The sequence below is a fragment of the Klebsiella sp. 10-1 genome, from assembly GCF_009758445.1.
Taxonomy (GTDB): Bacteria; Pseudomonadota; Gammaproteobacteria; order Enterobacterales; family Enterobacteriaceae; genus Klebsiella; species Klebsiella scottii.
Genome location: NZ_WQRE01000003.1, coordinates 182,041 through 205,225 on the forward strand (window position 1 = coordinate 182,041; position 23,185 = coordinate 205,225).

The 23,185-nt window shown below is 52.7% G+C and carries 19 protein-coding genes, 1 tRNA gene and 5 pseudogenes; 16 read left to right on the plus strand and 9 right to left on the minus strand.

The annotated features are described in order from the left end of the window. Window positions 1–22: 22 nt before the first annotated feature. A complete protein-coding gene (locus GO007_RS12845; RefSeq protein WP_095100458.1) occupies window positions 23–499 on the minus strand; it encodes a WbuC family cupin fold metalloprotein in 477 nt (158 codons plus the stop codon). A gap of 164 nt (window positions 500–663) precedes the next feature. Next, on the minus strand, window positions 664–1,311 hold the full coding sequence (locus tag GO007_RS12850) for a TetR/AcrR family transcriptional regulator (RefSeq protein ID WP_095100460.1): 648 nt from the start codon (window positions 1,309–1,311) through the stop codon (window positions 664–666). Window positions 1,312–1,438: 127 nt separating this feature from the next. Between GO007_RS12850 and GO007_RS12855 the strand changes: the two genes are divergently transcribed. Together GO007_RS12855 and GO007_RS12860 are read left to right on the plus strand one after the other, a co-directional pair. After that, on the plus strand, window positions 1,439–2,098 hold the full coding sequence (locus GO007_RS12855; RefSeq protein ID WP_095100462.1) for an O-methyltransferase: 660 nt from the start codon (window positions 1,439–1,441) through the stop codon (window positions 2,096–2,098). Between the two features lie 78 nt (window positions 2,099–2,176). Then, window positions 2,177–3,400, plus strand: a complete 1,224-nt coding sequence (locus GO007_RS12860) for an arabinose transporter (protein WP_095100464.1) — start codon at window positions 2,177–2,179, stop codon at window positions 3,398–3,400. A gap of 10 nt (window positions 3,401–3,410) precedes the next feature. On the opposite strand, the gene GO007_RS29705 is transcribed toward GO007_RS12860, so the two are convergent. After that, a complete protein-coding gene (locus GO007_RS29705) occupies window positions 3,411–3,536 on the minus strand; it encodes a hypothetical protein (RefSeq protein ID WP_375215609.1) in 126 nt (41 codons plus the stop codon). Further along, window positions 3,519–3,799: pseudogene (locus tag GO007_RS28935) on the minus strand (xylose isomerase); the annotation flags it as partial. The gene GO007_RS29705 and the pseudogene GO007_RS28935, both read right to left, overlap by 18 nt. Before the next feature lie 426 nt (window positions 3,800–4,225). Here GO007_RS28935 and GO007_RS12870 point away from each other — a divergent pair. From GO007_RS12870 to GO007_RS12905, 9 genes and pseudogenes are all read left to right on the plus strand, one after another. Next, a complete protein-coding gene (locus GO007_RS12870) occupies window positions 4,226–5,665 on the plus strand; it encodes an MFS transporter (protein ID WP_189339875.1) in 1,440 nt (479 codons plus the stop codon). Window positions 5,666–5,725: 60 nt separating this feature from the next. Continuing rightward, the gene (locus GO007_RS12875) at window positions 5,726–7,405 is read left to right on the plus strand and encodes a glycoside hydrolase family 43 protein (protein WP_095100468.1); all 1,680 of its coding nucleotides are present in this window, start codon (window positions 5,726–5,728) and stop codon (window positions 7,403–7,405) included. 436 nt (window positions 7,406–7,841) lie between these two features. Next, on the plus strand, window positions 7,842–9,230 hold the full coding sequence (locus tag GO007_RS12880) for a carbohydrate porin (RefSeq protein ID WP_095100470.1): 1,389 nt from the start codon (window positions 7,842–7,844) through the stop codon (window positions 9,228–9,230). 638 nt (window positions 9,231–9,868) lie between these two features. Then, window positions 9,869–10,246: a type VI secretion system contractile sheath small subunit gene (locus tag GO007_RS12885; RefSeq protein ID WP_095100472.1), complete on the plus strand. Its 378-nt coding sequence runs from the start codon at window positions 9,869–9,871 to the stop codon at window positions 10,244–10,246. After that, window positions 10,243–10,329: pseudogene (locus GO007_RS29710) on the plus strand (type VI secretion system baseplate subunit TssK); the annotation flags it as partial. The gene GO007_RS12885 and the pseudogene GO007_RS29710, both read left to right, overlap by 4 nt. Beyond that, window positions 10,329–11,228: pseudogene (gene tssG, locus GO007_RS12890) on the plus strand (type VI secretion system baseplate subunit TssG); the annotation flags it as partial. The pseudogenes GO007_RS29710 and tssG, both read left to right, overlap by 1 nt. Then, window positions 11,209–11,745, plus strand: coding sequence for a type VI secretion system lipoprotein TssJ (gene tssJ, locus GO007_RS12895; protein WP_189339861.1), 537 nt, complete (start codon window positions 11,209–11,211; stop codon window positions 11,743–11,745). The pseudogene tssG and the gene tssJ, both read left to right, overlap by 20 nt. 15 nt (window positions 11,746–11,760) lie before the next feature. Beyond that, window positions 11,761–12,184: pseudogene (gene tssE / locus GO007_RS12900) on the plus strand (type VI secretion system baseplate subunit TssE). Between the two features lie 219 nt (window positions 12,185–12,403). Continuing rightward, on the plus strand, window positions 12,404–13,651 hold the full coding sequence (locus tag GO007_RS12905) for a hypothetical protein (protein WP_095100478.1): 1,248 nt from the start codon (window positions 12,404–12,406) through the stop codon (window positions 13,649–13,651). A 91-nt stretch (window positions 13,652–13,742) separates the two neighbouring features. On the opposite strand, the pseudogene GO007_RS29455 reads toward GO007_RS12905, so the two are convergent. The 3 genes and pseudogenes from GO007_RS29455 to GO007_RS12915 form a co-directional block, all read right to left on the minus strand. After that, window positions 13,743–13,904: pseudogene (locus GO007_RS29455) on the minus strand (phage integrase central domain-containing protein); the annotation flags it as partial. A 203-nt stretch (window positions 13,905–14,107) separates the two neighbouring features. Beyond that, window positions 14,108–14,182: transfer RNA gene (locus tag GO007_RS12910), tRNA-Arg, on the minus strand. Between the two features lie 74 nt (window positions 14,183–14,256). Further along, entirely contained in the window at window positions 14,257–15,162 is a 906-nt protein-coding gene (locus tag GO007_RS12915; RefSeq protein ID WP_095100480.1) for a formate/nitrite transporter family protein, read from the minus strand. A gap of 270 nt (window positions 15,163–15,432) precedes the next feature. On the opposite strand from GO007_RS12915, the gene mlaA reads away from it, so the two are divergent. After that, window positions 15,433–16,194 carry a phospholipid-binding lipoprotein MlaA gene (gene mlaA, locus GO007_RS12920; RefSeq protein WP_095100482.1) on the plus strand — a complete coding sequence of 254 codons (762 nt, stop codon included), beginning with the start codon at window positions 15,433–15,435 and terminating at the stop codon, window positions 16,192–16,194. A gap of 62 nt (window positions 16,195–16,256) precedes the next feature. Here the strand turns inward: mlaA and fadL are convergent, their stop codons facing one another. Further along, window positions 16,257–17,579 carry a long-chain fatty acid transporter FadL gene (gene fadL / locus GO007_RS12925; RefSeq protein WP_189339862.1) on the minus strand — a complete coding sequence of 441 codons (1,323 nt, stop codon included), beginning with the start codon at window positions 17,577–17,579 and terminating at the stop codon, window positions 16,257–16,259. A 371-nt stretch (window positions 17,580–17,950) separates the two neighbouring features. Between fadL and GO007_RS12930 the strand changes: the two genes are divergently transcribed. The 4 genes from GO007_RS12930 to sixA all read left to right on the plus strand — a co-directional run bounded on the left by GO007_RS12930 (window position 17,951) and on the right by sixA (window position 22,543). Beyond that, window positions 17,951–18,235, plus strand: coding sequence for a YfcZ/YiiS family protein (locus tag GO007_RS12930; protein WP_095100486.1), 285 nt, complete (start codon window positions 17,951–17,953; stop codon window positions 18,233–18,235). Window positions 18,236–18,393: 158 nt separating this feature from the next. Next, window positions 18,394–19,704, plus strand: coding sequence for an acetyl-CoA C-acyltransferase FadI (fadI, locus tag GO007_RS12935; protein ID WP_095100487.1), 1,311 nt, complete (start codon window positions 18,394–18,396; stop codon window positions 19,702–19,704). After that, window positions 19,704–21,848, plus strand: coding sequence for a fatty acid oxidation complex subunit alpha FadJ (fadJ, locus tag GO007_RS12940; protein WP_095100489.1), 2,145 nt, complete (start codon window positions 19,704–19,706; stop codon window positions 21,846–21,848). Before fadI ends, fadJ begins: the two co-directional genes overlap by 1 nt. Before the next feature lie 209 nt (window positions 21,849–22,057). Continuing rightward, window positions 22,058–22,543 (plus strand): phosphohistidine phosphatase SixA, encoded by a 486-nt coding sequence (gene sixA / locus GO007_RS12945; RefSeq protein ID WP_095100491.1) that lies wholly within the window; start codon window positions 22,058–22,060, stop codon window positions 22,541–22,543. A 20-nt stretch (window positions 22,544–22,563) separates the two neighbouring features. On the opposite strand, the gene smrB is transcribed toward sixA, so the two are convergent. Then, entirely contained in the window at window positions 22,564–23,115 is a 552-nt protein-coding gene (gene smrB / locus GO007_RS12950; RefSeq protein WP_095100493.1) for an endonuclease SmrB, read from the minus strand. Window positions 23,116–23,185 lie beyond the last annotated feature (70 nt).

Sequence of the window (23,185 nt, forward strand, 5' to 3'; positions counted from 1 at the left end):
TTTGCCGGCGAATCCGGCGGATCTACAGGGTAAAACCGCCGTCACCGACCTGCGCCTGGCGGTACCATTCCATCAGCTCTGCGCTGCCCGCGTCGCCCTCAGCCGGCGCCCAGGAGACATAATCCTCGGCCGCCACCGGCCGATAGCCGCCGTGCTTCACTTCGAAAATAATGCCGCCGCGATCTAACGAGAGTACCGCATGCCAGGTCCCGGCATCCATCTCCAGCGCCGTACACTCTTCCCCTAAAATAACCCGGCGGGTGACGTAGCCATGATCATCAAAATTCAACACCACAAAGCGTCCGCTAAGCGGCAGCAGCAGCTCAAACGTGTGCGGGTGGCGGTGGGGGCGAACGTAGGTTCCGGGCTCCATCGCAATGGCTAAACGCTGTACCGGATCGCTCAATTGTGGATGAAAGTTACGATGAGCGCGCAGGCGCGGAGAATTCGCCGCCGCTTCGCGCTGTTGTTGCATATCGCTGAGGGTGATTTGTTTCATTTATCCGCCGGGTATCAGGTCTGAAAACGGGAGCATTGTGCGGTAACGAGAGAAGCGGGCCTTTCTGTCAGCAAGACCGGGTGCCGCATTGTACGCATTAAACCCTAAAATGTCGGGCTAAATTTGCGGCCTCCGCGGGCACCCTGCGGGCAGAGAGTTTGGCATTACGGCTGCGCGGCGTCCTCCTGCGCGGTCTCTCTTAGCCAGGCGCTGAACATATCCGCCATCGCATCAGAGAAGCGGCTAATTTCTTCAGCCGTGCGCGGGCTGGATGAGAAACCGCTGCCCACCGAGCTTAGCGTTGTCGTCAACAGCTCGCAGGCCAGCTGCCGCCTGGCCGCCGACGCGTCGGGAAGGACTTCCTCAATAAATTGACCATAGACGCTATCGGCCGTGGTTCGATTTTCTTTGGCCTCAGGCGCGTCGCGATAGAGCGGCGCCGCGTCGTTGAGCGCCTGACGCAGTCCCGCCTCTTCGCACTCCGACTGGATAAATACGTGCACCAGCGTGCGCAATCTGTCGAGCGGAGGACGATCGGCGTTACCGAGGATCTCGCTGAGCATGGCCGTTGTCTGCTGCCATTCATCACTTTGCAAACGAAACAGAATTGCCGCTTTATTGGGAAAATATTGATATACCGACCCGACGCTAACTCCCGCCTTTTCCGCCACCCTTGCGGTGGTAAAGCGTACCGCTCCTTCTTTTTCTAAAACCTGAAGCGCCGCCTGAATAATCGCCGATACCAGCTCGGTTGAGCGGGCCTGTTTTGGCTTTTTTCTCAATGAAATCAAATTACTTTTAGCAGGCGACATGGCGCTTCTCTCCCGAGCCGGAATGCGAATAGTTAATGCGAATAATTGATCGTATTCTTTAAAAGATGACGAATCATTCGCATTTTATGCCGCTGGCGTAAACCACACAACTTTTGAAGGATTTATTATGTCAACCACGCTGACATCCGCGCCGCTGGCCGCATTATTAGAAAGACTATTTAAGCAGGCAAACGGGGCCGCAAGCGCGGCGTTCTCCAGCATTCCTCGCGCCGAACGCGAACGGATGATGACCAGCAAAACCGAATATCGTGAGCTTTATGGTCATCTGAAAGATCTCTGGCTCCCCGTCGCGGCGGAGACCGGGACATTGCTTTATATACTGGCCCGCAGCATTCGGGCGCAGCACGTTGTTGAGTTCGGGACCTCGTTTGGTATTTCAGCCCTGCATCTGGCAGCCGCGCTGAAAGATAACGGCGGTGGCCTGCTGATAACCAGCGAGTTTGAGCCGAATAAAGTGGCCCGGGCCCGCGAGCACCTGAAAGAGGCCGGGCTGGATGCTCTGGTCGATGTTCGTGAAGGCGATGCGCTGCAAACCCTGGCGGTGAGTCTGCCGGAGACCATCGATATGGTGCTGCTGGATGGCGCAAAAGCGCTGTATCCGGAGATTTTGGCTCTCCTCGAAAGCCGCCTGCGTCCCGGCGCGTTTATCATCGCCGACAATGCCGACTACAGCGCCGAATATCTGGAGTATGTGCGTAATCCGCAAAACGGTTATTTGTCCGTGCCTTTCGCTGATGACGTCGAGCTCTCATTGCGGACGAGATGAAAAAATAGCCCGCAGTACAGGCAAAGAGGCGGCTCCCCTTCAGCCCGGTATTTATCCCCGTATTGAATGAATTCACTTATGACTGAACAACAAAATCAAACTTCCGCGGCGTTTAATCACGCCGTACCGCAGGTCAGGTCCGTATTTCTGACCTTACTGCCGATTGTGATATCGGTTTACATTGGCTTCCTGATTATTGGCATGCAGCTGCCGGTATTACCGCTGCATCTGCACGGCACCCTGGGGCAGAGCACGCTGGTGGTGGGGCTGGTCATCGGATCGCAGTTCGTAGCCGCTCTGCTTTCGCGCTCCTGGGCCGGTAACTTTGCCGATATACACGGCGCGAAACGCGCGATGGTTATAGGCCTGCTGGTGACGGCCGGGTCAGGGATTCTGTATCTGCTCTCGCTGCTGTTTATTGCCAGTGCTGGCGTTAGCGTGTGGATTTTGCTGGCCGGGCGCATTGTGCTGGCGTTGGGCGAAAGCCTGCTGGTTACCGGCGCAATGGGCTGGGGGATAGGGCTGGTGGGCCCGCGTAATGCCGGGAAAGTGATGTCCTGGAACGGTATTGCGATGTACGGCGCCTACGCGTCAGGCGCTCCGCTTGGGGTCGCTTTTAACGCCTGGGGCGGCTTCTTCGGCCTGTCGCTTGCCGTGCTGCTGGTACCCTTTATTGCTTTGCTGGCTATTGCCAGAGTTCGGGGCGTTGCTCCGCTCGCTACGGAAAAAACCTCGTTCTATACCGTACTTAATGCCGTCTGGAAACCGGGGCTTGGCCTCGCGCTGTGCAGCGTTGGCTTCGGCGTTATCGAAGCGTTTATCGCGCTGCTGTTTACCGCCTATAGCTGGGGTAACGCCTCGCTGGCCTTTACTGCTTTCGGCCTGGCCTTTATTGCCGCGCGGATTGCCTTCGGTCATCTACCCGATAAGCTGGGCGGCGCGCGGGTTGCGCTGATCTGCGTGGTGATTGAGGCCCTGGGTCAGCTGCTTATCTGGCGGGCCGATACGCCCTCCCTGGCCTATCTTGGCGCGGCGCTCACCGGCTTTGGCTACTCGCTGGCTTTTCCCGGATTTGGCGTGGAAGCCGTGCGTCGCGCTCCTCCCCAAACCCGCAGCCTGGCAATGGGGGCGTACGTTGCTTTTCTCGATATCTCTTTAGGGATCACCGCTCCGCTGGCCGGCGCCCTGGCGGGTCACTGGGGAATTAACGCCGTCTATCTGGCGAGCGCGGCGGCCGTTGCGCTCTCCGCCGCCGTCGCGCTGGCGCTGCTTAACGGAGGGGTAAAGCGTTCGCGGGTATAACGAGCTGATTCTAAACCGATGACCATGATCTATTTTGCAGGACGACCCGATAGCCATCGTCATCGGCAAAGGTGCGCCCGTTAACATCCCAGTATGGATTAAATGAGCTCACGGGGGTAAAACCGGCCAGCTCCATTTTCGCGCACTCTCTCTGCCACTCTTGCCGATCGCTAGCCTGCAGCCAAGGGCGTTCAAAAGAACCATTACCAAACCTATCTGCGCCATTCCAGCAGAAGTTGTGCCAATAACAGGCGGCAAAGCGTCGATGCTCTGCCAGCCGTTTGCCGGCACGATTTCATTCGGGTTACAATGGCGAAAAGCCCGCGGGTTTGTTGCCTTAGGGGCTGCAAAACGTACGCCGTCGAGCTGATCGAAATAAGTTTGCACAATGAACTCCATCATTCAGGGCGCGGAAAGTCAATGACTGCGGCTATCCTCTATTTTCCATCATCGATTGATCAATTACGTTATTTCATTCGCAGATTAAGAGATTGCTTAAATGTGAGCAATCTCGCAAAAAGTTGAGTTATGTATTCCCTTTGCTGACGGTCATGTTGAATTCAGTTTTCGGGGGGCGCTGACCCGCGCTGAAATAAAATGCCGGTTTTGTAGAGTGCATACGTCCTGCCCGGACATTGAGGGGGATATAAAGTCCATACTTTTGTTGCGTGGACTAAGAAAACCTGCGTTTTAATGATCACAAAAGTAAAAAAACGTAACTAATTAATATAAAAACGCAATAGATTCTCCGCGGTTATCTGTGTCAAAAAGTGCTTCACATTTACAAAAACGATCGGAGACCTGATTAGAATGCGTAAAGACATAATTCAAAATCGGCATGACGAATACCACAAATTAACGCGGGGCGAGCGCATTGGTTATGGAATGGGGGATTTTGCGCAAAACCTCGTCTTTGGTACAATTGGCGGTTTTCTTGCTCTACACATGTTGACGGTAAATACCATTAGTACCGCAACGGCCGGGTTTATATTTCTTTTTGTCCGAATAGTTAACGTTTTTTGGGATCCAATGGTCGGAACCTACGTTGACAGAAGAAGTTCAAGTGCTGGCAAATATCGCCCCTGGCTTTTAAGAGCGGGTATTCCGCTCGTTATTCTTGCCGCATTGCTGTTTGCTCCTATCCCTGGCGTCCGGGGTTCCGTTCCTTTTGCCTTTATTATTTATTTGGCACTGGATTTAGTCTATTCAGTGGTGAATATTCCTTATGGTTCTCTTAACGCGTCATTGACACGCGATCCTGAGTCCATTGATAAACTGACCAGTACGCGAATGATGCTGGCAAACAGTGCGAACCTGCTTGTCTATACCCTGTTCCCGATGTTTGTACAAATTGCTTCACCCAAAGATCGAAGCCTCAAGGATACCGGTTTTTTTGGCTTTGAACTCAATATGGGTAACTATACCGATCCGTCTGCGAATTACGCGTGGTTTGGCGTATACTCAATTTATATGGTACTAGGCGCAGCGGCACTTTTCTTCTGTTATAAATTCACCAAAGAACGTGTTGTCGCGACGGCAGAACAAACGGCCAACGTAAAAACGACCGATCTATTTCTTGAACTGAAAAATAACCGACCGCTTGTCATTTTGGGGCTGTTTTTCATGCTGGCCTTTACCTTCATGTTCTTCATGAACACGGTGAATGGCTTCTTCAATCAGTTTGTTGTTGGCCATTCAGAATGGATGGGGGCGGTTGGTCTTGTCGCCTCAATTCCGGGCATTGTCTTACCTGTTTTTTGGCCCAGACTCAAGAAAATTTTTGGCAAAAAAGGGTTCTTCCATCTTTTCCTTGCCATGTTTATTGTGGGTGAATTGTTGACTTACGTTTGGTCACGTGAAGGAATGCATGACGCCCTTTGGCTTGCTTACATCGCAACATTCATTAAACAATGGGGCTTAACCTCGGCTACGGGCTTTATGTGGGCGCTGGTTCCTGAAGTGATTGCCTATGGCGAATTGAAATCCGGCAAGCGAAATGCTGCGATTATTAATGCGATCATGGGCCTCTTCTTCAAGATTGGGTTTACTATTGGCGGCGCTATTCCACTGTGGCTACTGGCTGCGTATGGCTTTAGCGAAACGGGTGCTCAACAAAGTGCCAATGCGATCGATGGCATTATTATGACAGCGGTTTGGATCCCTATCTTTTTATCCGTTGTTTCGATGATCGTTATTCAATTCTATCCTATCTCAGATAAAAACGTCACAGAGATTAATCGTCAGCTTGACGAGGTACGGGTATAGTTAAAATTTGTATTAAATTGCGAAAATATAAATTAGAGAATTATATAAAGGAAGATTGATATGACTCTTATTCAAAACCCTGTATTACCTGGATTTAATGCGGACCCCAGTATTATCCGTGTAGATGACACCTACTATATCGCAAACTCTACATTTGAGTGGTTCCCTGGCGTGCGTTTACACGAGTCAAAGGACCTGCAGCACTGGGATCTTCTCCCCAGCCCGTTGTCCACAACCGCGCTTTTAGATATGAAAGGCAATCCTTCATCAGGTGGAATTTGGGCTCCGGCTCTCTCTTATGCTGATGGCAAATTCTGGTTAGTGTATACAGATGTGAAAATCACAGAAGGTGCCTTTAAAGACATGACCAACTATCTGACCACCGCTACGGATATTCGTGGTCCATGGTCGGATCCTATCAAACTGAATGGCGTGGGCTTCGATGCTTCACTTTTCCATGACGATGACGGGCGTAAATATATCGTTCAGCAAACCTGGGACCATCGAGAATATCATCATCCATTCGATGGCATTACGTTAACTGAACTTGATACCAGGACATTAATGTTAAAACCGGAAACAGCACGAACCCTCTATCGCGGCACTGCCGTTGCGCTTGTCGAAGGGCCGCATCTCTACAAACTGAACGGATATTATTATCTTTTCGCCGCTCAGGGGGGGACCGTATTTACCCATCAGGAGGTTGTCGCGCGTTCTAAGACCTTAGATGCCCACAGTTTTGTAACGGCGCCAGGAGAAGTTTTCTTAACTAACGTCGATACGCCGGACAGTTACATCCAGAAGCAGGGCCACGGTTCTTTGGTTTCAACGCCTGCTGGCGAATGGTATTACGCTTCGCTCTGCGCGCGTCCGTGGAATCGTCCTGGCGAGTCAGTCTATGATCCTCGCGGCTGGTCAACTCTGGGCAGAGAAACCTCTATCCAAAAAGTGTACTGGGATGAAGAAGGTTGGCCGCGCGTTGAAGGCGGCCACGGCGGAAAAACGTTTGTTGAAGGCCCAGAGGATGCCATTTACACCGCAAGCGCCAAAGATCGTAGCCAGCATGATGCGTTTACAACGCCGGCACTCGAGTGCAACTGGAATACGCTCCGTGTTCCGTTCACAAAAAAAATGGGTACCACAGGCGATGGCAAACTGACGTTAATTGGTCAGGGTTCTTTAGCGAATACCCATGACCTGTCGCTTATTGCCCGACGTTGGCAAGCCTTCTATTTTGATGCGCAAGTTAAGGTCAAATTTAATCCATTTAGTTATCAACAAATGGCGGGGTTAACGAATTTCTACAACGATCGTCATTGGAGCTTTGTGTTCATCACCTGGAATGAAATTAATGGCTCAGTCATCGAAATAGGTGAAAATAATCGCGGAAAATACACTTCTTATTTAAAAGATGATGCCATCAAGATCCCGGAAGGAACCGAGTATGTCTGGTTCCGCACCAAAGTTCGCAAACAAACGTACAGTTATGAATACAGCTTTAACGGGGTCAACTTCACTGAAATTCCTGTCACATTAGATGCCGTAATCCTTTCAGACGATTATGTTATGCAAAGCTATGGCGGATTTTTTACCGGAGCATTCGTTGGCCTGGCGGCAGTCGACTACTCTGGCTATGAGGTCAGCGCAGATTTTTATGATTTCACTTATCAGGAGCTCGGTGATTCGTTAACGTCGACTGGCAATTATGGCTGGGACGCAGGCGAATTACGCCTTAATTAAATAGTGATGCGTGAACTCAGATAATAAGCGAAACACCCGCTTAAGACCGCGAGGAATGGGAGGATACTGATGAACGCCTCCCGCCTCCCGCCAGGGCGCTATAGAGAATACCAGAAGGCCTGCTGGCGCACCATGGTAGACCCGGCAGAGTGGCAAGGTTGTAAGCGAAACGCTGCAGTTTATTACCTCGATTATGGTGCAGATGTCGGGCCACCATTATTTTTGCTCGTGCGTGGAGCATTAGAACAGATTATTAATCTATAGCCATGCTGATATTTAATTATGCCGAATATGGAGAATCCTATTACCCGATTTATTTAACTGTACCTCTGCGCAAATAAAAATAAAATCAGCTTGTTTTGGCGGTATCTTTTCCATTTACCCCAGAACGGGATGGTTATTGTCTGAAAATATAATTTATTAATTTGAGATAACCATGATAACTGTAAAAAAACTTCCCTTAGCGATGGCGGTTATTGCCGCCCTGTGCCCGCTTTCCTCTGTAATGGCACAAGAGTTTACTCAGGAACAAATCGACGCCATTGTCGCCAAAGCCGTCGATAAAGCCCTGACGGACCGTCAGGCTAAGATGGATGCCGCCGCTGCGAAGAAGGTGGACGTCATTACCAACCCGCAGACCACCGCGGCCTCGCCGGATATGGCTATCCCGTTCGGCCTGAAGTTTAGCGGCTACGCCCGCTACGGCGCCCAGTTCCAGACCGGCGATCAGAAGTTCGTCGGCGTCGACGGCTCCTATAACGGCGCGTCGGCTATCGGCCGTCTGGGCAACGAAGGCAACGGCGGCGAATTCCAGATAACCAAGGCCTTTAAGAGCAGCCAGGGCGCTATCTGGGATATTAACGTCATGTTCGACCACTGGAGCGATGAAGTTAACCTGAAAAAAGCCTACGTCGGCGTCACTAACGTCCTCGAATCAAACCCTAACGCCTATATTTGGGCCGGTCGCGACTTCCACCAGCGGCCGCAGCAGGGGATCAACGATTACTTCTGGATGAACCACGACGGCCAGGGCGCCGGGGTGAAAAACTTTGATATCGGCGGCGTGCAGTTTGACGTGGCGGGGGTCTCACAGGTTGAGTCCTGCAGCCCGGAGGTGATGGCCGATGAGTCCAACCCGTCGCGCATCACCTGTACCGGCGGCTCCGGCACCGGCGATAATGGCCACTATGCGCTGACGTCAAAAATCCACAATATGAAGGCTGGGCCAATCGACGTTGAGGTATACGCCAACTACGGCTTTGATTCAAAAGCGGTGGATAACGACGCGCAGCTCGATGCCTGGCAGGGCGGCCTGCTGTTGAGTCACACCAACGGCGACGACAGCGGTGTGAACAAGGTTATCCTGCGCTATTCCGATAACTCGGATAACAGCGTCTATAACAAAACCGACGGGCTGACGGCAATCTATGCCAGCTTCGAAGGCAACTATAAGTTCACCCGGCAGGCACAGGTTGAATACCTGCTGGCCTTCCATGATTACGACAACGGTAAGGACAATACCGATAACCGTAAAAACTACGGCGCGATTATCCGTCCGATGTATTTCTGGAACGACGTGCATTCAACCTGGCTGGAAGCCGGCTATCAGCGCGTTGACTACGATCGGGGTGGCGACAACAAGGGCTGGAAGCTGACGCTGTCGCAGAACATCGCGATTGGTATGGGGCCTGAGTTCCGGCCGATGCTGCGCTTCTACGTCACCGGTGGCCAGGTGGATAATCAGCATACCGCTAAGGTCAACGGTACCAGCAGCGACCAGCTGGACTCGCTGAACGTCGGCGGCATGTTCGAGGCCTGGTTCTAAGTTAGTTTGAGTATCCTGTGTCAGGACCTGAATGGAGTAGTTGCATACGGCTGAGTGACCTGCAGGGATGAGAGTTCCTGTCGGTCACTGCCGCCTGCCGGAAGAGGGATGAGACTTCCTGAGTCATTTGCGAGTTTGCATAAAACCTCAGGAAGTTCTGCCTCTGTAAGGGCTGTAAGGAAGGGGACATCGCCTGAGCGAACGATTTTAAATACGATGGTAGTTACACAAACTTACTGACAGGTTCTGCGATCATAGTTTTAAGGTGTCAAATTCATTTATTGCAAGTTTTATTTCCCCCTTTAATATTTCACTCCGCATATATTTACCCTTGTTATCAATTGATGATTTTGTTTTTCAAGTGTTGATTTACATCAACCCAGGAGTCTATTTTTAACAATATTCTGACGGTATTGTCTTCTTAGATATAAATGATTGTTTATTTTTGATGGTGATAGTTTGTTTTCCTGATGATCCAGCGTAACTCATTATTAATAATTAGACGAAAAATCCTGGTGATTTTATTGTTTTGGTTTGAGTGTATTTAGCTTTGATCTTTTAATAATCATCATTCTATTATCTCCTCTAAGGAATCGAAATATGAAAGCGTGCATCGTGATAAGCAGAGGGATGATTAGATGGCTGAAAGTTTTCAGAATTGGGTGTCAAATTCGCGCGTTAATATAAAGTTTTATTTTTCAATGTGCAGGGCGAGCAAGAAAATAGAGTTACCACTGAACTTAATGGTTGCGGGTGATTTAAGTAACGGTCAGCTGACTGCGCCATTATCAGCGTGTGAAAAAGACAATGTTAATAAAAATAACTTCAACGCTATTCTTTCCGAATATTCCCCAAAAGGGAATTTTACCGTTAAGAATAGCCTTGCTGATGACGGTAGCGAAAACAACATCAGTCTGACATTTTGCTCTTCCCGGCGGAAGTCATGGATGACCGCCCATTACGGGGTCGCCGGATGCCGAAATCCAGGTCATAAGGGCAGGGGAAACCAGCGATGAAAATTTACCGTCCCCTTTGGGAGGACGGGGCCGCTCTGGCCCCCCAGCAGTTTCAGCAGCAGGCCCGCTGGAGTGAACACGTTCCGAAATCAAAGGGGTTGAGCCGCCTGAACATTCACATCTGCCGCCCACTGTGCGCATCACCTTTATGGGGCTCTATGGCGTGCAGTCCCCGCTGCCGACGCACTATATCGATGACATCACTCAGCGGCGGGAAGGATATGAAGCCACGGCGGATTTTCTCGATATCTTCAACCACCGGCTGATTGCCCAGTACTACCGCATCTGGCGGAAATACTCGTACCCGGCGAGCTTTAAAGAAGGGGGCAAGGACAATATATCGCAGTACCTGCTGGGACTGGCAGGCCTTGGTATTGACGGCTGCACGGACAGCATCGCCGCCCCCGCGTCACGTTTCCTCGCGCTGCTACCGATGATGTTGCTGCCGGGGCGCACCGCAGAAGGCCTGGCGTCCCTGGTGCGACTGCTGGCACCCGACACGCAGGCTAAAATCTGGCACCACGACAAACGACGTGTGCCGCTGAAGGAGCCACTGACTATGAGTGTCAGTCACCCTGCTACCCTGACAAACCGGCCGGTGATGGGCAGCTATGCCACCGACGTGAACAGCCGGGTGCTTATGCTGCTCACTACCACAGACCCGGATGAAGTGCAGGGCTGGTTACCGGGCGGAGAGCTTCATGCGGACCTGATGGCGCTGCTGCATGTGTATCCTGGAGCTCGCCTGGATGTCCGCCTGCAGCTGTGTGTCGACCGCAGCCTGCTGCCGGACGCGACGATGAACACTAACCCCAAAACTGGCGCCGTGCAGCTGGGCCGCACTGCCGTGATGCGGCCGATGAATGTAGCGAATACTGTAATATCCGCCAAAACAATAACCATCAACCTGGGCCGCTATGCGCGAGTTCAGGAAAATATTCACCACAGGGAGACTGATGAAGATGGCGATTACCGCTGGTAAATTTCCCCTGGTGGCACTGGCCGCGGGCATCTCGCTGATGCTGGCTGGCTGTGGCCTGACCCAGAAAGTCACGGATGGCACCGTTGCTGTAACCAAATCGATATTTTATAAACAGGTAACAACTCTTCGCCTCGACATTCGGGCCCGTGAGGCGGTGAACCACAATGATGGCGGGGTGGCGATGTCCACCGTCGTACGCATTTACCAACTCAAGGAGCGCAAAACCTTCGATACGACGGACTACCCGTCACTGTTTAAGGCTGACGGTCGGGCCATCAAAGCAGACCTGGTGGCGGAGAAAGATATTCGCCTGCAGCCGGGTGGGGCGGTGATGGTGGATATGCCGATGGATGAAAATGCGCAGTATGTGGCTGTGGCCGGCATGTTTATGTCGCCGGACCAAATGAACAATACCTGGCGTGTGGTGCTGAGCCGTGACGACCTCGACCCGGATAAAGCCCGCGTTATCGAAGCGGGAAACAACCGGTTGATCCTGAAGGCGCTGAAAGATGAATGAGCCCCCCGTCCGTCACTGTATGAAACTCTTTACGGCAACTTTACAGGCGGCCTCGACCTGCATCAGGTCAGCGAGCAGAACAGGTCATCCTGTCAGTTCTGGATAACATGCAGCGTATCCTTAACTGCCGTGCGGGACGCTGGCGCACCTGCCGGACTACGGCTTGCCTGATATGGCTAAAATTCTCCAGGGGATGCCGGGTACGGCCCATGAGCTAATGGGAACATTAGCTGCCGTCTTACTCAAATATGAGCCCCGTCTGAAAAAAATAGCCGTTGTCCTTCTGGAACAAAAGGTCCCCGGTGAACTGCGCTATGCCATTGATGCTGAACTTAAAGGTATTGGGCTGGTGCGCTACGGTACCGAGTTTATGCCCGAAGGGCGGGTCCTGTTACGCCACCTGAAGCAGCAGTATCTCGATATAACAACCCGCATGTAAGACCCGATAGCGCTACGGTCTTTGCAATATCCTGCTTATGCCCTCAGGTACAGGCTTGCCCGTATATAGCTGGCTTGTCTGTCAGGTTTGAATGAATGGCTAACAAATTTAAGGTGGCGTAACGGATGTTGTACACCGGAAGGAACGCTGGGCGGAATACTGAAATTAATACGATATATTGAGCGTGAAAAATAATTTACCATCAACGGATTCAACAAAATGAATATGAGAATAAGGGAAGCCAAGTTCATAAACGAACGATCGAAGTGCCAAATCTACTGGTTGTTAATGTGTCTAAGCTTCGCTGCTGGATTGTTTTTTGTCTTTATCAGTTACGCCGTTGCCTTTTCGTCCCTTAAAAACCTGGGAGATTATAAAAAGGATTTTTATAAGCGACAGTATAATGCTCTCACTATATTGCCTGATGTTAATCTTGACATGAATTTACTCACCCACAAATTGATTGTAAGCGATCGTCTGCGGGGAATTGCTGATGACACTATCGCCAGAATCGCGACAGCTAAAGTTAATCAATATCTTAATAATGTGGGCCGGCAATGTAAATCTGATGGCTCCGATAATGGAAATGCGGCATTTGTGTCATGTGCCGGTCATCTTATCGGACAACATTTTTATTACACACCCGCTATCGAGGTATCAAACAACTATGCCTTAAATCGTTCCGATTGCGATACCAATACTTACCTGTTGATGGATGCGGCTCATCTGCATGGTATTGATGCTTACATTATATATGCACCATCTCATGCTTTTTTTGCCTGGAAGGATAGCACCGGGCATTTTCAATATTGGGAAACTACATCATCAAATAACAAGGGTGAAGTACCAGAGCTTAGCCATGATTTTTACGAAAAGAACTTCAGCCCTTCGTACTACACTCCATTTAATGGAGTTCGGGTGGAAGATATTTACTCTACGCTGACTTACGCCATATCCAATATTAAACCTGACCTGGATGCTATGTATAAAAAATATCCTGGTGATGCATTTGTCAGTAGTTGGTATTATTACGAAAAGGCCGTTAACCATAAATTAACGAAAAATGATGCCAGGATTTTACTTGATTTATTACAGGTGGATATTACTTCCAGTGATAAACGTTATGCTCTGGTTCAGTATTTCATGTCTGTTAACGACCATAACCGCGCGCTCGAGATTTTTAAGACAATTGGCCTGAAAAGATGTGCCGAGGACTGCTTTCAAACGGGCGTGGATCTGGGGCTCAAACGTTATCAATACTCCCAGTCGTTATTTGACTGGTATTCAGGCAAGCTGAAAAGTAAGTTCAATAATAATATCAGGAGTAACGTCGGTGACTTCTTTAAAGGATTAGCTCTTGCGGTGATGGGAGGGGGATTTATCATTATATCCATCATTGGTTCAGCGATCCTGTTGATCAGAAAAAAGAAAATAAAGGCGTGCATTACAAACCAGATTGACAGGTGATGGCGTTTTTCAGCGGCAAAGCCACCCAGCGAAACTCAATCAGATAACACCGCCAAACGGATCGCCGGGCATCTGTTTGGTGCCGCCCAATCTTCTCATCTCGTTGTAGCGCGCTAGCAGGATCGGTCGCTGAGCTGTATTCGCTCCGCCCTGTTACAATTGCATAGCGAAAGACCTCACTACAACACTGGCGCACTTTGTTTGTAAGCTCCGGCGTTTCACGCTTTTCTATATGTTGCGGTACTGATAAAAGCCCGATGGTTCAGGCATTGTCTCTGGGTTATCTGATGCGCATTCCCGGGCACTTTGGGGCTCGCCGGAGATTGAACGGGATCGGCCTGCCAAATGTTTGTTGATTCGCGCTGAATCGGGTAGACGTTACACCCAAGGTTAAGCGCTTTTTGCCGGCCATCAGGGGATTTTATCGAATTCGGTAGATATCAGGAGAGCTCGAAATGGTGTCCCCTGCAGGAATCGAACCTGCAACTAGCCCTTAGGAGGGGCTCGTTATATCCATTTAACTAAGGGGACGAAGCGGCGGGATTATAGCGTTTTTTCCCTTACAGGTTAAGCATCTATCGGCTGACTGCTTAATCTATCGCCACTTAGGTCGTTTTTTTAGCTTTGGCCCGCGCTTTTTTCTCGTTACTGATGTCGTTGCGGATCTGGGCATGGCTGAGCAGGGCGAAAATAAACGTCCCGCCGCAAATATTGCCGGCCAGCGTCGGCAGGGCGAAAGGCCAGATGAACTCCTGCCACGGTAGCGAGCCGTTAAAGACCAGATAAAATATCTCGACGCTGCCAACTACAATATGGGTGGTATCGGCGAGCGCAATAAGCCAGGTCATCATAATAATGACCACGATTTTTGCCGCTCCGGCGGCGGGGAACATCCACACCATCGTTGCCACCAGCCAGCCGGAGATAATCGCGTTGGCAAACATTTCGCCCGGCGTGTTTTGCATTACCTTCAGGCTGATTTTCTCAAAGGCGTCACGGGTCGCCGGGTCAAATATTGGCATGACATCAAAGGCCCATGCGGCGATTGCCGTGCCGATGAGGTTGCCTGCCAGCACGATGCCCCACAGCCGTAATAACAGGCCGAGGTTACCGAGGGTGGGCTTATGCATGATCGGCAGCACGGCGGTCACGGTATTTTCGGTAAACAGCTGCTGGCGGGCCATGATAACGATGATAAAACCGAAGGTGTAGCCCAGGTTTTCCAGTAAGAACCCGCCCGCTACGTCGGTAAGATGAACGTGAAAAATTCCTTTTGCGACCAGCGAGGCGCCCATCGACAGGCCCGCGGCGACCGCTGACCAAAGCAGAGCCATGCCGTCGCGCTCAAGCTCCTTTTCCCCCTCCTGGCGGATCTCTTCATGGGTAGCCATGGCGCGTGAGGGCAGACGATCCTCATCAACCTCTATTTCCTCGCCCTGCTGTTTCTCGTCGCTCTCAACCTCCATCTCTGCACTGTCGTGGCGATCGGGCGATTTTGGGGGTGGGGTCATGCCATTTCCCTCGATGATTTTTCATTATCATAAGCGTAGAGATATTTTTCGCGTACGGCGCTGGTGAACATCCTATTTTTTGTGCAATGGCAAGAATAGCAATACGAATATTGCAAAATATGTATAGAATCAGGACGCAACACTTATACCAAAGAGGGCTATGCTGAAAGCAGGCACCAGAGTGCACCTTGCTTCGGGCGATATCTTCATGGAGGCTGCAGTCCCCGGATGACCCACAGTGATAGCCAAAATTAACAGGGAGACACACCTATGAATTATCGCCTGTCGGCGCTTGCGCTCGGCGCCACACTGCTGGTGGGATGTGCCAGTTCCAGCTCTGGCGATCGGCCGCAGGGGCGTTCAGACCCGCTTGAAGGGTTTAACCGTACGATGTTCAACTTCAACTTTAACGTGGTGGACCCGTACGTTCTGCGTCCGGTAGCCGTGGCATGGCGCGACTATGTCCCGCAGCCAGCGCGTAATGGGCTGAGTAACTTTACCAGCAACCTTGAAGAACCGGCGGTGATGGCAAACTACTTCCTGCAGGGCGATCCCTATAAAGGTATGGTGCACTTTACCCGTTTCTTCCTCAACACTCTCCTCGGGATGGGCGGCCTGATTGACGTCGCCGGGATGGCGAACCCGCAGCTGCAGCGGGTTGAACCGCATCGCTTTGGTAGCACCTTGGGTCACTACGGCGTCGGCTATGGTCCATACGTGCAGCTGCCGTTCTACGGTAGCTTTACGCTGCGTGATGAAGGCGGTGATATGGCTGATGGGCTGTATCCGGTGCTCTCCTGGCTGACCTGGCCGATGTCTATCGGTAAATGGGCGGTTGAAGGGGTTGAGACCCGAGCCCAGCTGCTGGACTCCGATGGCCTGCTGCGCCAGTCTTCAGATCCGTATATCCTGGTGCGTGAAGCCTACTTCCAGCGTCATGACTTTATCGCCAACGGCGGTAAGCTCACGCCGGCAGATAATCCGAACGCCCAGGCGATTCAGGGCGATCTGAAAGATATCGACTCGCAGTAATCGGGTGATATAAATAAAAAGGGTGAACATGATGTTCACCCTTTTTTTATGCCGGCAGCTTGTCAGAAGCGGTAGTTGAAGTTCGCGCCGTACAGCCAGGCTTTGCCTTCAGAACGGAAGGTGTAAGGACCTTCTTTAATTTCTACGTGCTGACCATGCATGTAGGATACGCCCACGTCAACAGAGGCATCTTTATTGAAGGCGTAGGTGGTACCCGCGCTCAGCCACAGACGGTCCTGATCCGGAATGGAGATGGATCGGTTGGAGGCCGGTACCGGGCTATCATCGAAGGCGATACCGGTACGGAAGGTCCAGTTATCGTCGTAGTAATAGGTGGTACCGAGCGCGATGCGGTAGGCATCTTTAAAGCTCTCATCTTTATAGAACAGCGTCTCGCCGTTGCTGCCGGTCGCTTTCAGCTCCTGGAACTGGCTCCAGCTGGTGTAGGTCAGGCTATAGTGAACCGCCCACTGCGGTGCGACGCGGTTGTAACCTGACAACTCCCACATTTCTGGCAGGTTCAGCGTCAGAGAACCGTTGGTGGTCTGTCCGTTGGTCCCCGCCGGAAGGCCGAAATTACCGAGAATTTGGTTATACGCTGACGGCAGGCTGCTCTTGTAGTTACCGTCAAAGTCGATTTTCACTTCAGAACGGTAGGTGAAGCCATAGCGGTTATTCTTATCAAGTTCATAAAGAATACCGGCGTTCCAGCCGAAGCCCCAGGCGTTACCGTTCAGATGCGCAATTTGCGTATCGGAAGGAATTTGCGATACCGGACCCGCCAGCTGCGGCGGCAGGGCGCCCGAACCCGCAACAATCTGCCCCAGGTCGCCCGCGAAGCGCTCGATCTTCGCCTTCGCATAGACCGCGTCAAACCCTAAGCCAAAGCTCCAGTGGCTGTCCAGGCGATAGGCGCCGCTCAGGTTGAAGTTGGCGGTGGTTAAATCGGTTTTGCCCCCCATGCTGCCGGCGGCATAATCGTCGTTATATTCGGTGGCCAACCCGTAGTTAGAGGTAATCGACGCCCCCCAACCAAACTGCTCGTTAATTGGCGACACAAAGTGGAAGTTAGGCACCCATGCGGTTGGCGCGATATTATTGGCGTTCAGGCTTCTGCCCGTCGGCGATTTGCCCGAGATGTTGACGTCGGGATCGACAAATACGGCGCCCATAGACATCGTTGGGCGATCGAACATCATAATCAATGCCGGGTTACGGCTGGCATTGCCCGCATCGTCAGCAATTGCGCCTTCACCGGAATAGGCGCGGCCCAGGCCTGATGAAGAGAATTCGTTTAACTGGAAGCCTGCTGACCAGGCCTGTGTGGAAACAAGTGCTACAGCCACTGCGAGGGCAGATTGGGTAAAGCGGGTTTTCTGGCTCATGCCCATAACCTCATTGAGTTATTTTTATTCAAACTATGTTACATGCCGTAACAGAAGCGCGAAGTGTAGGGTCTGCTTTACGACAGAGAAATCAGACCAGTGCGCTGAGTATAGGTCTGACCAGATGAGATGTTGCAAGTTTGTTTATGAGATTTTTCAATTGTGATACGAAAAACGCGATCCAGTCGGCAAAATTGCCCTCAACTCGGGTGTCCGATTCGGGTAATTCTTGTTTTGGATCATTTTTAAGTGTGATTTCGGTCACTTAGCGCCGTTGTCATCATTAACGACTGGAGGCACTCCTCGGCCGGGCGTAAAATAAGCCTATTAATTGTCTGGCACCTTGCGTGCATATACAGAGGAAATCTACGATGAGTAAAGTTAGTGCAGATGAAACCCCGGTTTGCTGCTGTATGGATGTTGGCACCATTATGGACAACACCGATTGCACCGCCTCCTACAGCCGCGTGTTTGCCAACCGCGCTGAAGCAGACGAAACGCTGGCGGCGTTGACTGAAAGAGCCCGCGGCGTGGAATCTGAACCGTGCAAAATTACCCCGACCTTTAGCGATGTTGAAGGCGGCGTGCAGCTGGATATCGATTTTGTCTTCTGCTGCGAAGCGGAAACCCTGATTTTCCAGCTTGGCCTGCGTTAATTCCGTTCTGACGCCCCCTTTCTGCGGGGCGTTATCTTCTCCTTTCAATGTGTTTTGGCTCCCACTTTTTTGCTTCTCCGATTGGCTTAATGTAAAAAATTAGTTAAAACTGTTATCAGGTCAGACCACTTGGTTTTATCGGTTAACAGGGGAGAGTTATGAGTCAGGCACTACCGCTTGTCACCCGTCAGGGCGATCGCATTGCCATCGTCAGCGGTTTACGTACTCCGTTTGCTCGTCAGGCAACGGTATTTCACGGCGTTCCCGCGATTGATTTGGGAAAAATGGTCATCAGTGAAATGCTGGCTCGCAGCGATATTCCCCCGCAGATTATTGAACAACTGGTCTTTGGCCAGGTGGTTCAGATGCCGGAAGCGCCGAATATTGCGCGCGAGATCGTGCTTGGCACCGGCATGAGCGTGCACACCGATGCTTACAGCGTCAGTCGCGCCTGCGCGACCAGCTTTCAGGCCGTCGCCAACGTGGCTGAAAGCCTGATGGCGGGGACGATCCGTGCGGGCATTGCCGGCGGCGCGGACTCCTCGTCGGTGCTGCCTATCGGCGTGAGTAAAAAGCTGGCCCGCACCCTGGTGGATGCCAGTAAGGCGCGAACCCTCGGCCAGCGGCTGAAGCTGTTTTCTCGCCTGCGCCTGCGCGATCTGTTACCGGTGCCGCCCGCCGTGGCCGAATACTCGACCGGGCTGCGGATGGGCGATACCGCCGAGCAGATGGCAAAAAGCTGGGGCATCACCCGTGAGCAGCAGGATGTGCTGGCGCTTCGTTCGCATCAGCTGGCGGCCAAAGCCTGGGAAGAGGGAAAACTCTCCGCTGAAGTGATGACCGCCTACGCGCCGCCGTTCCGCGAGCCCGTAGCAAGCGACAACAATATTCGTAAGAATTCTACCCTCGCTGATTACCAAAAGTTACGTCCGGCCTTCGATCGCAAGCACGGCACGGTCACCGCAGCCAACAGCACGCCATTAACTGACGGCGCGGCGGCGGTGATTATGATGACGGAATCCCGGGCGAAAGAGCTGGGATTAGCCCCGCTTGGCTATCTGCGCAGCTACGCTTTCACCGCCATTGACGTTAAGCAGGATATGCTGCTGGGGCCGGCGTGGTCGACGCCTTTGGCGCTGGAAAGGGCGGGCCTGACCCTCGCCGATTTAACCCTTATCGACATGCACGAGGCTTTTGCCGCGCAAACGCTGGCCAATCTGAAGTGTCTGGCCAGCGATCGTTTTGCTCGCGAGGTGCTTGGCCGCTCGCAGGCCACCGGCGAAGTGGATGACAGCAAATTTAACGTCCTCGGCGGCTCGATTGCCTACGGTCATCCTTTTGCCGCGACCGGCGCGAGGATGATAACGCAAACCCTGCATGAGCTGCGGCGCAGAGGGGGCGGGTTTGGGCTGGTCACCGCCTGTGCGGCGGGTGGTTTAGGCGCCGCCATGATTCTGGAGGTGGAGTGATGACTCCTGCATCAGCGTTTACTCTCGATATTCGTCCGGACAACGTGGCGGTGATCACCATTGATACCCCCGGCGAAAAAATGAATACCCTGAAGGCCGAATTTGGCAGCCAGGTCCGGGCCATCATCCGCCAGATCCGCGATAACAAATCCCTGCGCGGCGTGGTGATTATTTCTGCTAAAGCGGACAACTTTATTGCCGGGGCGGATATCAATATGATTGCCCGCTGCGCCAGCGCGGAAGAGGCGGAGGCGCTGGCTCGTCAGGGGCAGCAGATTATGGCCGAGATCCACGGGCTGGCTATTCCGGCGATCGCCGCCATCCACGGCACCTGTCTCGGCGGGGGCCTTGAGCTGGCGCTGGCCTGTCACGGGCGAGTTTGCAGCGATGATGATAAAACCCGTCTTGGCCTCCCTGAAGTGCAGCTGGGGTTGCTGCCGGGCTCCGGCGGCACGCAGCGGCTGCCGCGGTTGATTGGGGTCAGCAGCGCGCTGGAGATGATTCTCACCGGTAAACAGCTGCGCGCCCGACAGGCCCTTAAGGCCGGACTGGTGGACGATGTGGTGCCGCACGCTATTTTACTGCAAACGGCAGTGGAGCTGGCGCTGAAAGGGCGTCCGGCGAGTCGCAATATGCCAATGCGCGAGCGCGTTCTCGCCGGCCCGTTAGGACGTAGCCTGCTGTTTCGCCTGGTGGCGAAGAAGACGCAGCAGAAGACCCAGGGCAACTATCCTGCCGCCAGGCGAATTCTGCAGGTCATTGAGAACGGGCTGGCACATGGCTGTAGCAGCGGCTACGCCGAAGAGGCGAAGGCCTTCGGCGAGCTGGCGATGACGCCGCAATCGCAGGCGCTACGATCCATTTTCTTCGCCAGCACCGAGCTGAAGAAAGATCGCGGCGCCGATGCTGAAGCAGGACCTTTAAACAGCATCGCCGTGCTCGGCGGCGGCCTGATGGGCGGGGGAATCGCCTGGGTTACCGCCAGCAAAGGCGGATTGCCGGTGCGAATCAAGGATATTCAGGCCAGCGGGATTAACCATGCGTTGAAGTACAGCTGGGAGCTGCTGGATAAGCAGGTACGCCGCCGCTATATGCGTGCCGGCGAGCGCGATCGCCAGCTGGCGCTGATCTCCGGGACCACGGATTATCAAGGATTTGCCCACCGGGACGTGGTGATCGAAGCCGTATTCGAGGACCTGGCGCTCAAACAGCGAATGGTCGCCGAAATAGAACAACATTGCGGCCCGGAGACGATCTTTGCCTCCAATACGTCGTCGCTGCCGATCGCCGGGATCGCGGCGCAGGCCAGCAGGCCTCAGCGGGTGATTGGCCTGCACTATTTCAGCCCGGTTGAAAAAATGCCGCTGGTTGAGGTTATCCCGCATCAGCATACGGACCCGCAGGCCATCGCCACGGTGGTCAGGCTGGCAAAAATGCAGGGCAAAACGCCGATCGTAGTGGCGGATAAAGCCGGCTTCTACGTCAACCGCATTCTCGCTCCCTACATCAACGAGGCGATGCGCTTACTGACGGAGGGCGAACCCGTTGAGCATATCGATAACGCATTGGTTAAATTCGGTTTTCCGGTAGGTCCCATCCAACTGCTCGATGAGGTTGGCATCGATACCGGCACCAAAATTATTCCCGTTCTGGAATCGGCATGGGGAGAACGTTTTAGCCCGCCTGCAAATATCATTAACGCGATCTTGAATGACGATCGCAAAGGCAGAAAAAATAGCCGCGGTTTCTATCTTTATGAGAAAAAAGGGCGTACAAGCAAAAAACGGCCCGATGCGGCAATTTATTCGCTACTGGGGATTTCTGCCCCGCAGGCTCGCTTGTCGGCGCAGCAGGTGGCTGAACGTTGCGTGATGATGATGCTCAATGAAGCGGCGCGCTGCTTCGATGAGCAGGTTATTCGCAGCGCACGCGATGGCGATATCGGCGCCGTGTTTGGTATTGGCTTCCCGCCGTTTCTTGGCGGTCCATTCCGCTATATGGATAAATCTGGTGCGGGTGAAGTGGTTGCAATTTTGCAGCGCCTGGCCGCGCAGTACGGCCCGCGTTTTACGCCATGTGAAAATTTATTGCGCATGGCCGAGCAGGGGGCAACATTTTGGCCCGCTGGCGAACGGACGACCTAAGTTCTGGTCAAAGAAGATAAATCCGACGATGAATGACGCTGTCGGTTGGCTATTTTGTCAACAAACATTGACTATACTTACGCCACTGAGGTAAAAAACAGCGTTTCATTCGTTGGATGGATCAGGCACAATGCCCGGCCACCGGGTCGACTGCGTATTATCTGCGCGGGTAAGACTACGGTGCTTCTGGTTAACAAAAGCGGTGCAATATGCAAGTTTTTATCATGCGTCACGGCGACGCTGCCCTCGATGCAGCCAGTGACTCAGTTCGTCCCTTAACCGCATGCGGTTGTGATGAGTCACGTCTGATGGCAACCTGGCTGAAAGGTCAGAAAGTAGATATTGAGCGGGTTCTTGTGAGTCCTTATCTGCGTGCGGAACAGACTCTGGATATCGTAAGAGAGTGCATGAGCCTGCCGAAGGACGTCGACGTCATGCCGGAGCTGACGCCGTGCGGCGATGTTGGCATGGTCAACGCCTATCTTCAGGCGCTGGCAAATGAAGGTGTGGCAACGGCGCTGGTCGTTTCTCACCTGCCGTTGGTAGGGTACCTCGTCTCAGAGCTGTGCCCGGGAGAGACGCCCCCGATGTTCACCACATCGGCCATTGCCTGCGTGACGCTCGATGCCAACGGCAAGGGCGAATTCAACTGGCAGATGAGCCCCTGCAACCTGAAGATGGCGAAAGCTATCTAATCACCCCCCGGAGCCGACGTTTACGGAAGCTCCGGCGGTTGCCACTCTTCAATCTCTATCAGCACCAGCAGTGCGGCGTCCCCGCCGTACTCTTTTGGCGCCTGATGGAACGCCATAATATGCGGATGCTGCGCCAGCCATAATGGCGTCTGCTGCTTGAGAATATGCTTCCCGTGTCCGTGCATCACGCACGCGCAGAACACGTGTTCCCGGCGGCATGCGGCAATCAGCGCGCCCAGTTCCTGCTTTGCCTGCAGCTGAGTTAAACCGTGCAGGTCGAGAAACAGCTCTGGCGAATAGTCCCCGCGCCGCAGTTTTTTCAACTCAAAGTGGCTCACGTCCGCACGGACGTATTTTACCGACCCTTCGGTATTCAGCAGCGGCTGAAATTCATCCGAAAAGTAGTGGCTGTTGTCGGCCTGCTCCTGAAGTAGACGCTTCGGCGGCACTTCGGTAATTTTCTTGCGCAGCGGGCGGTGAACGATAGTGTCCTGCTTAATCTTACGCGTGCCGGTCATGAGCTGACGGAACAGCGTCTGATCCTCCACGCTAAGCGATGTTTTCTTTTTCATTGCCCACTCTCATCTTTTCTTTGCGCTAGTTTACCCGACCCGGAGTACATCCAGGCAAGCAAAACGTACT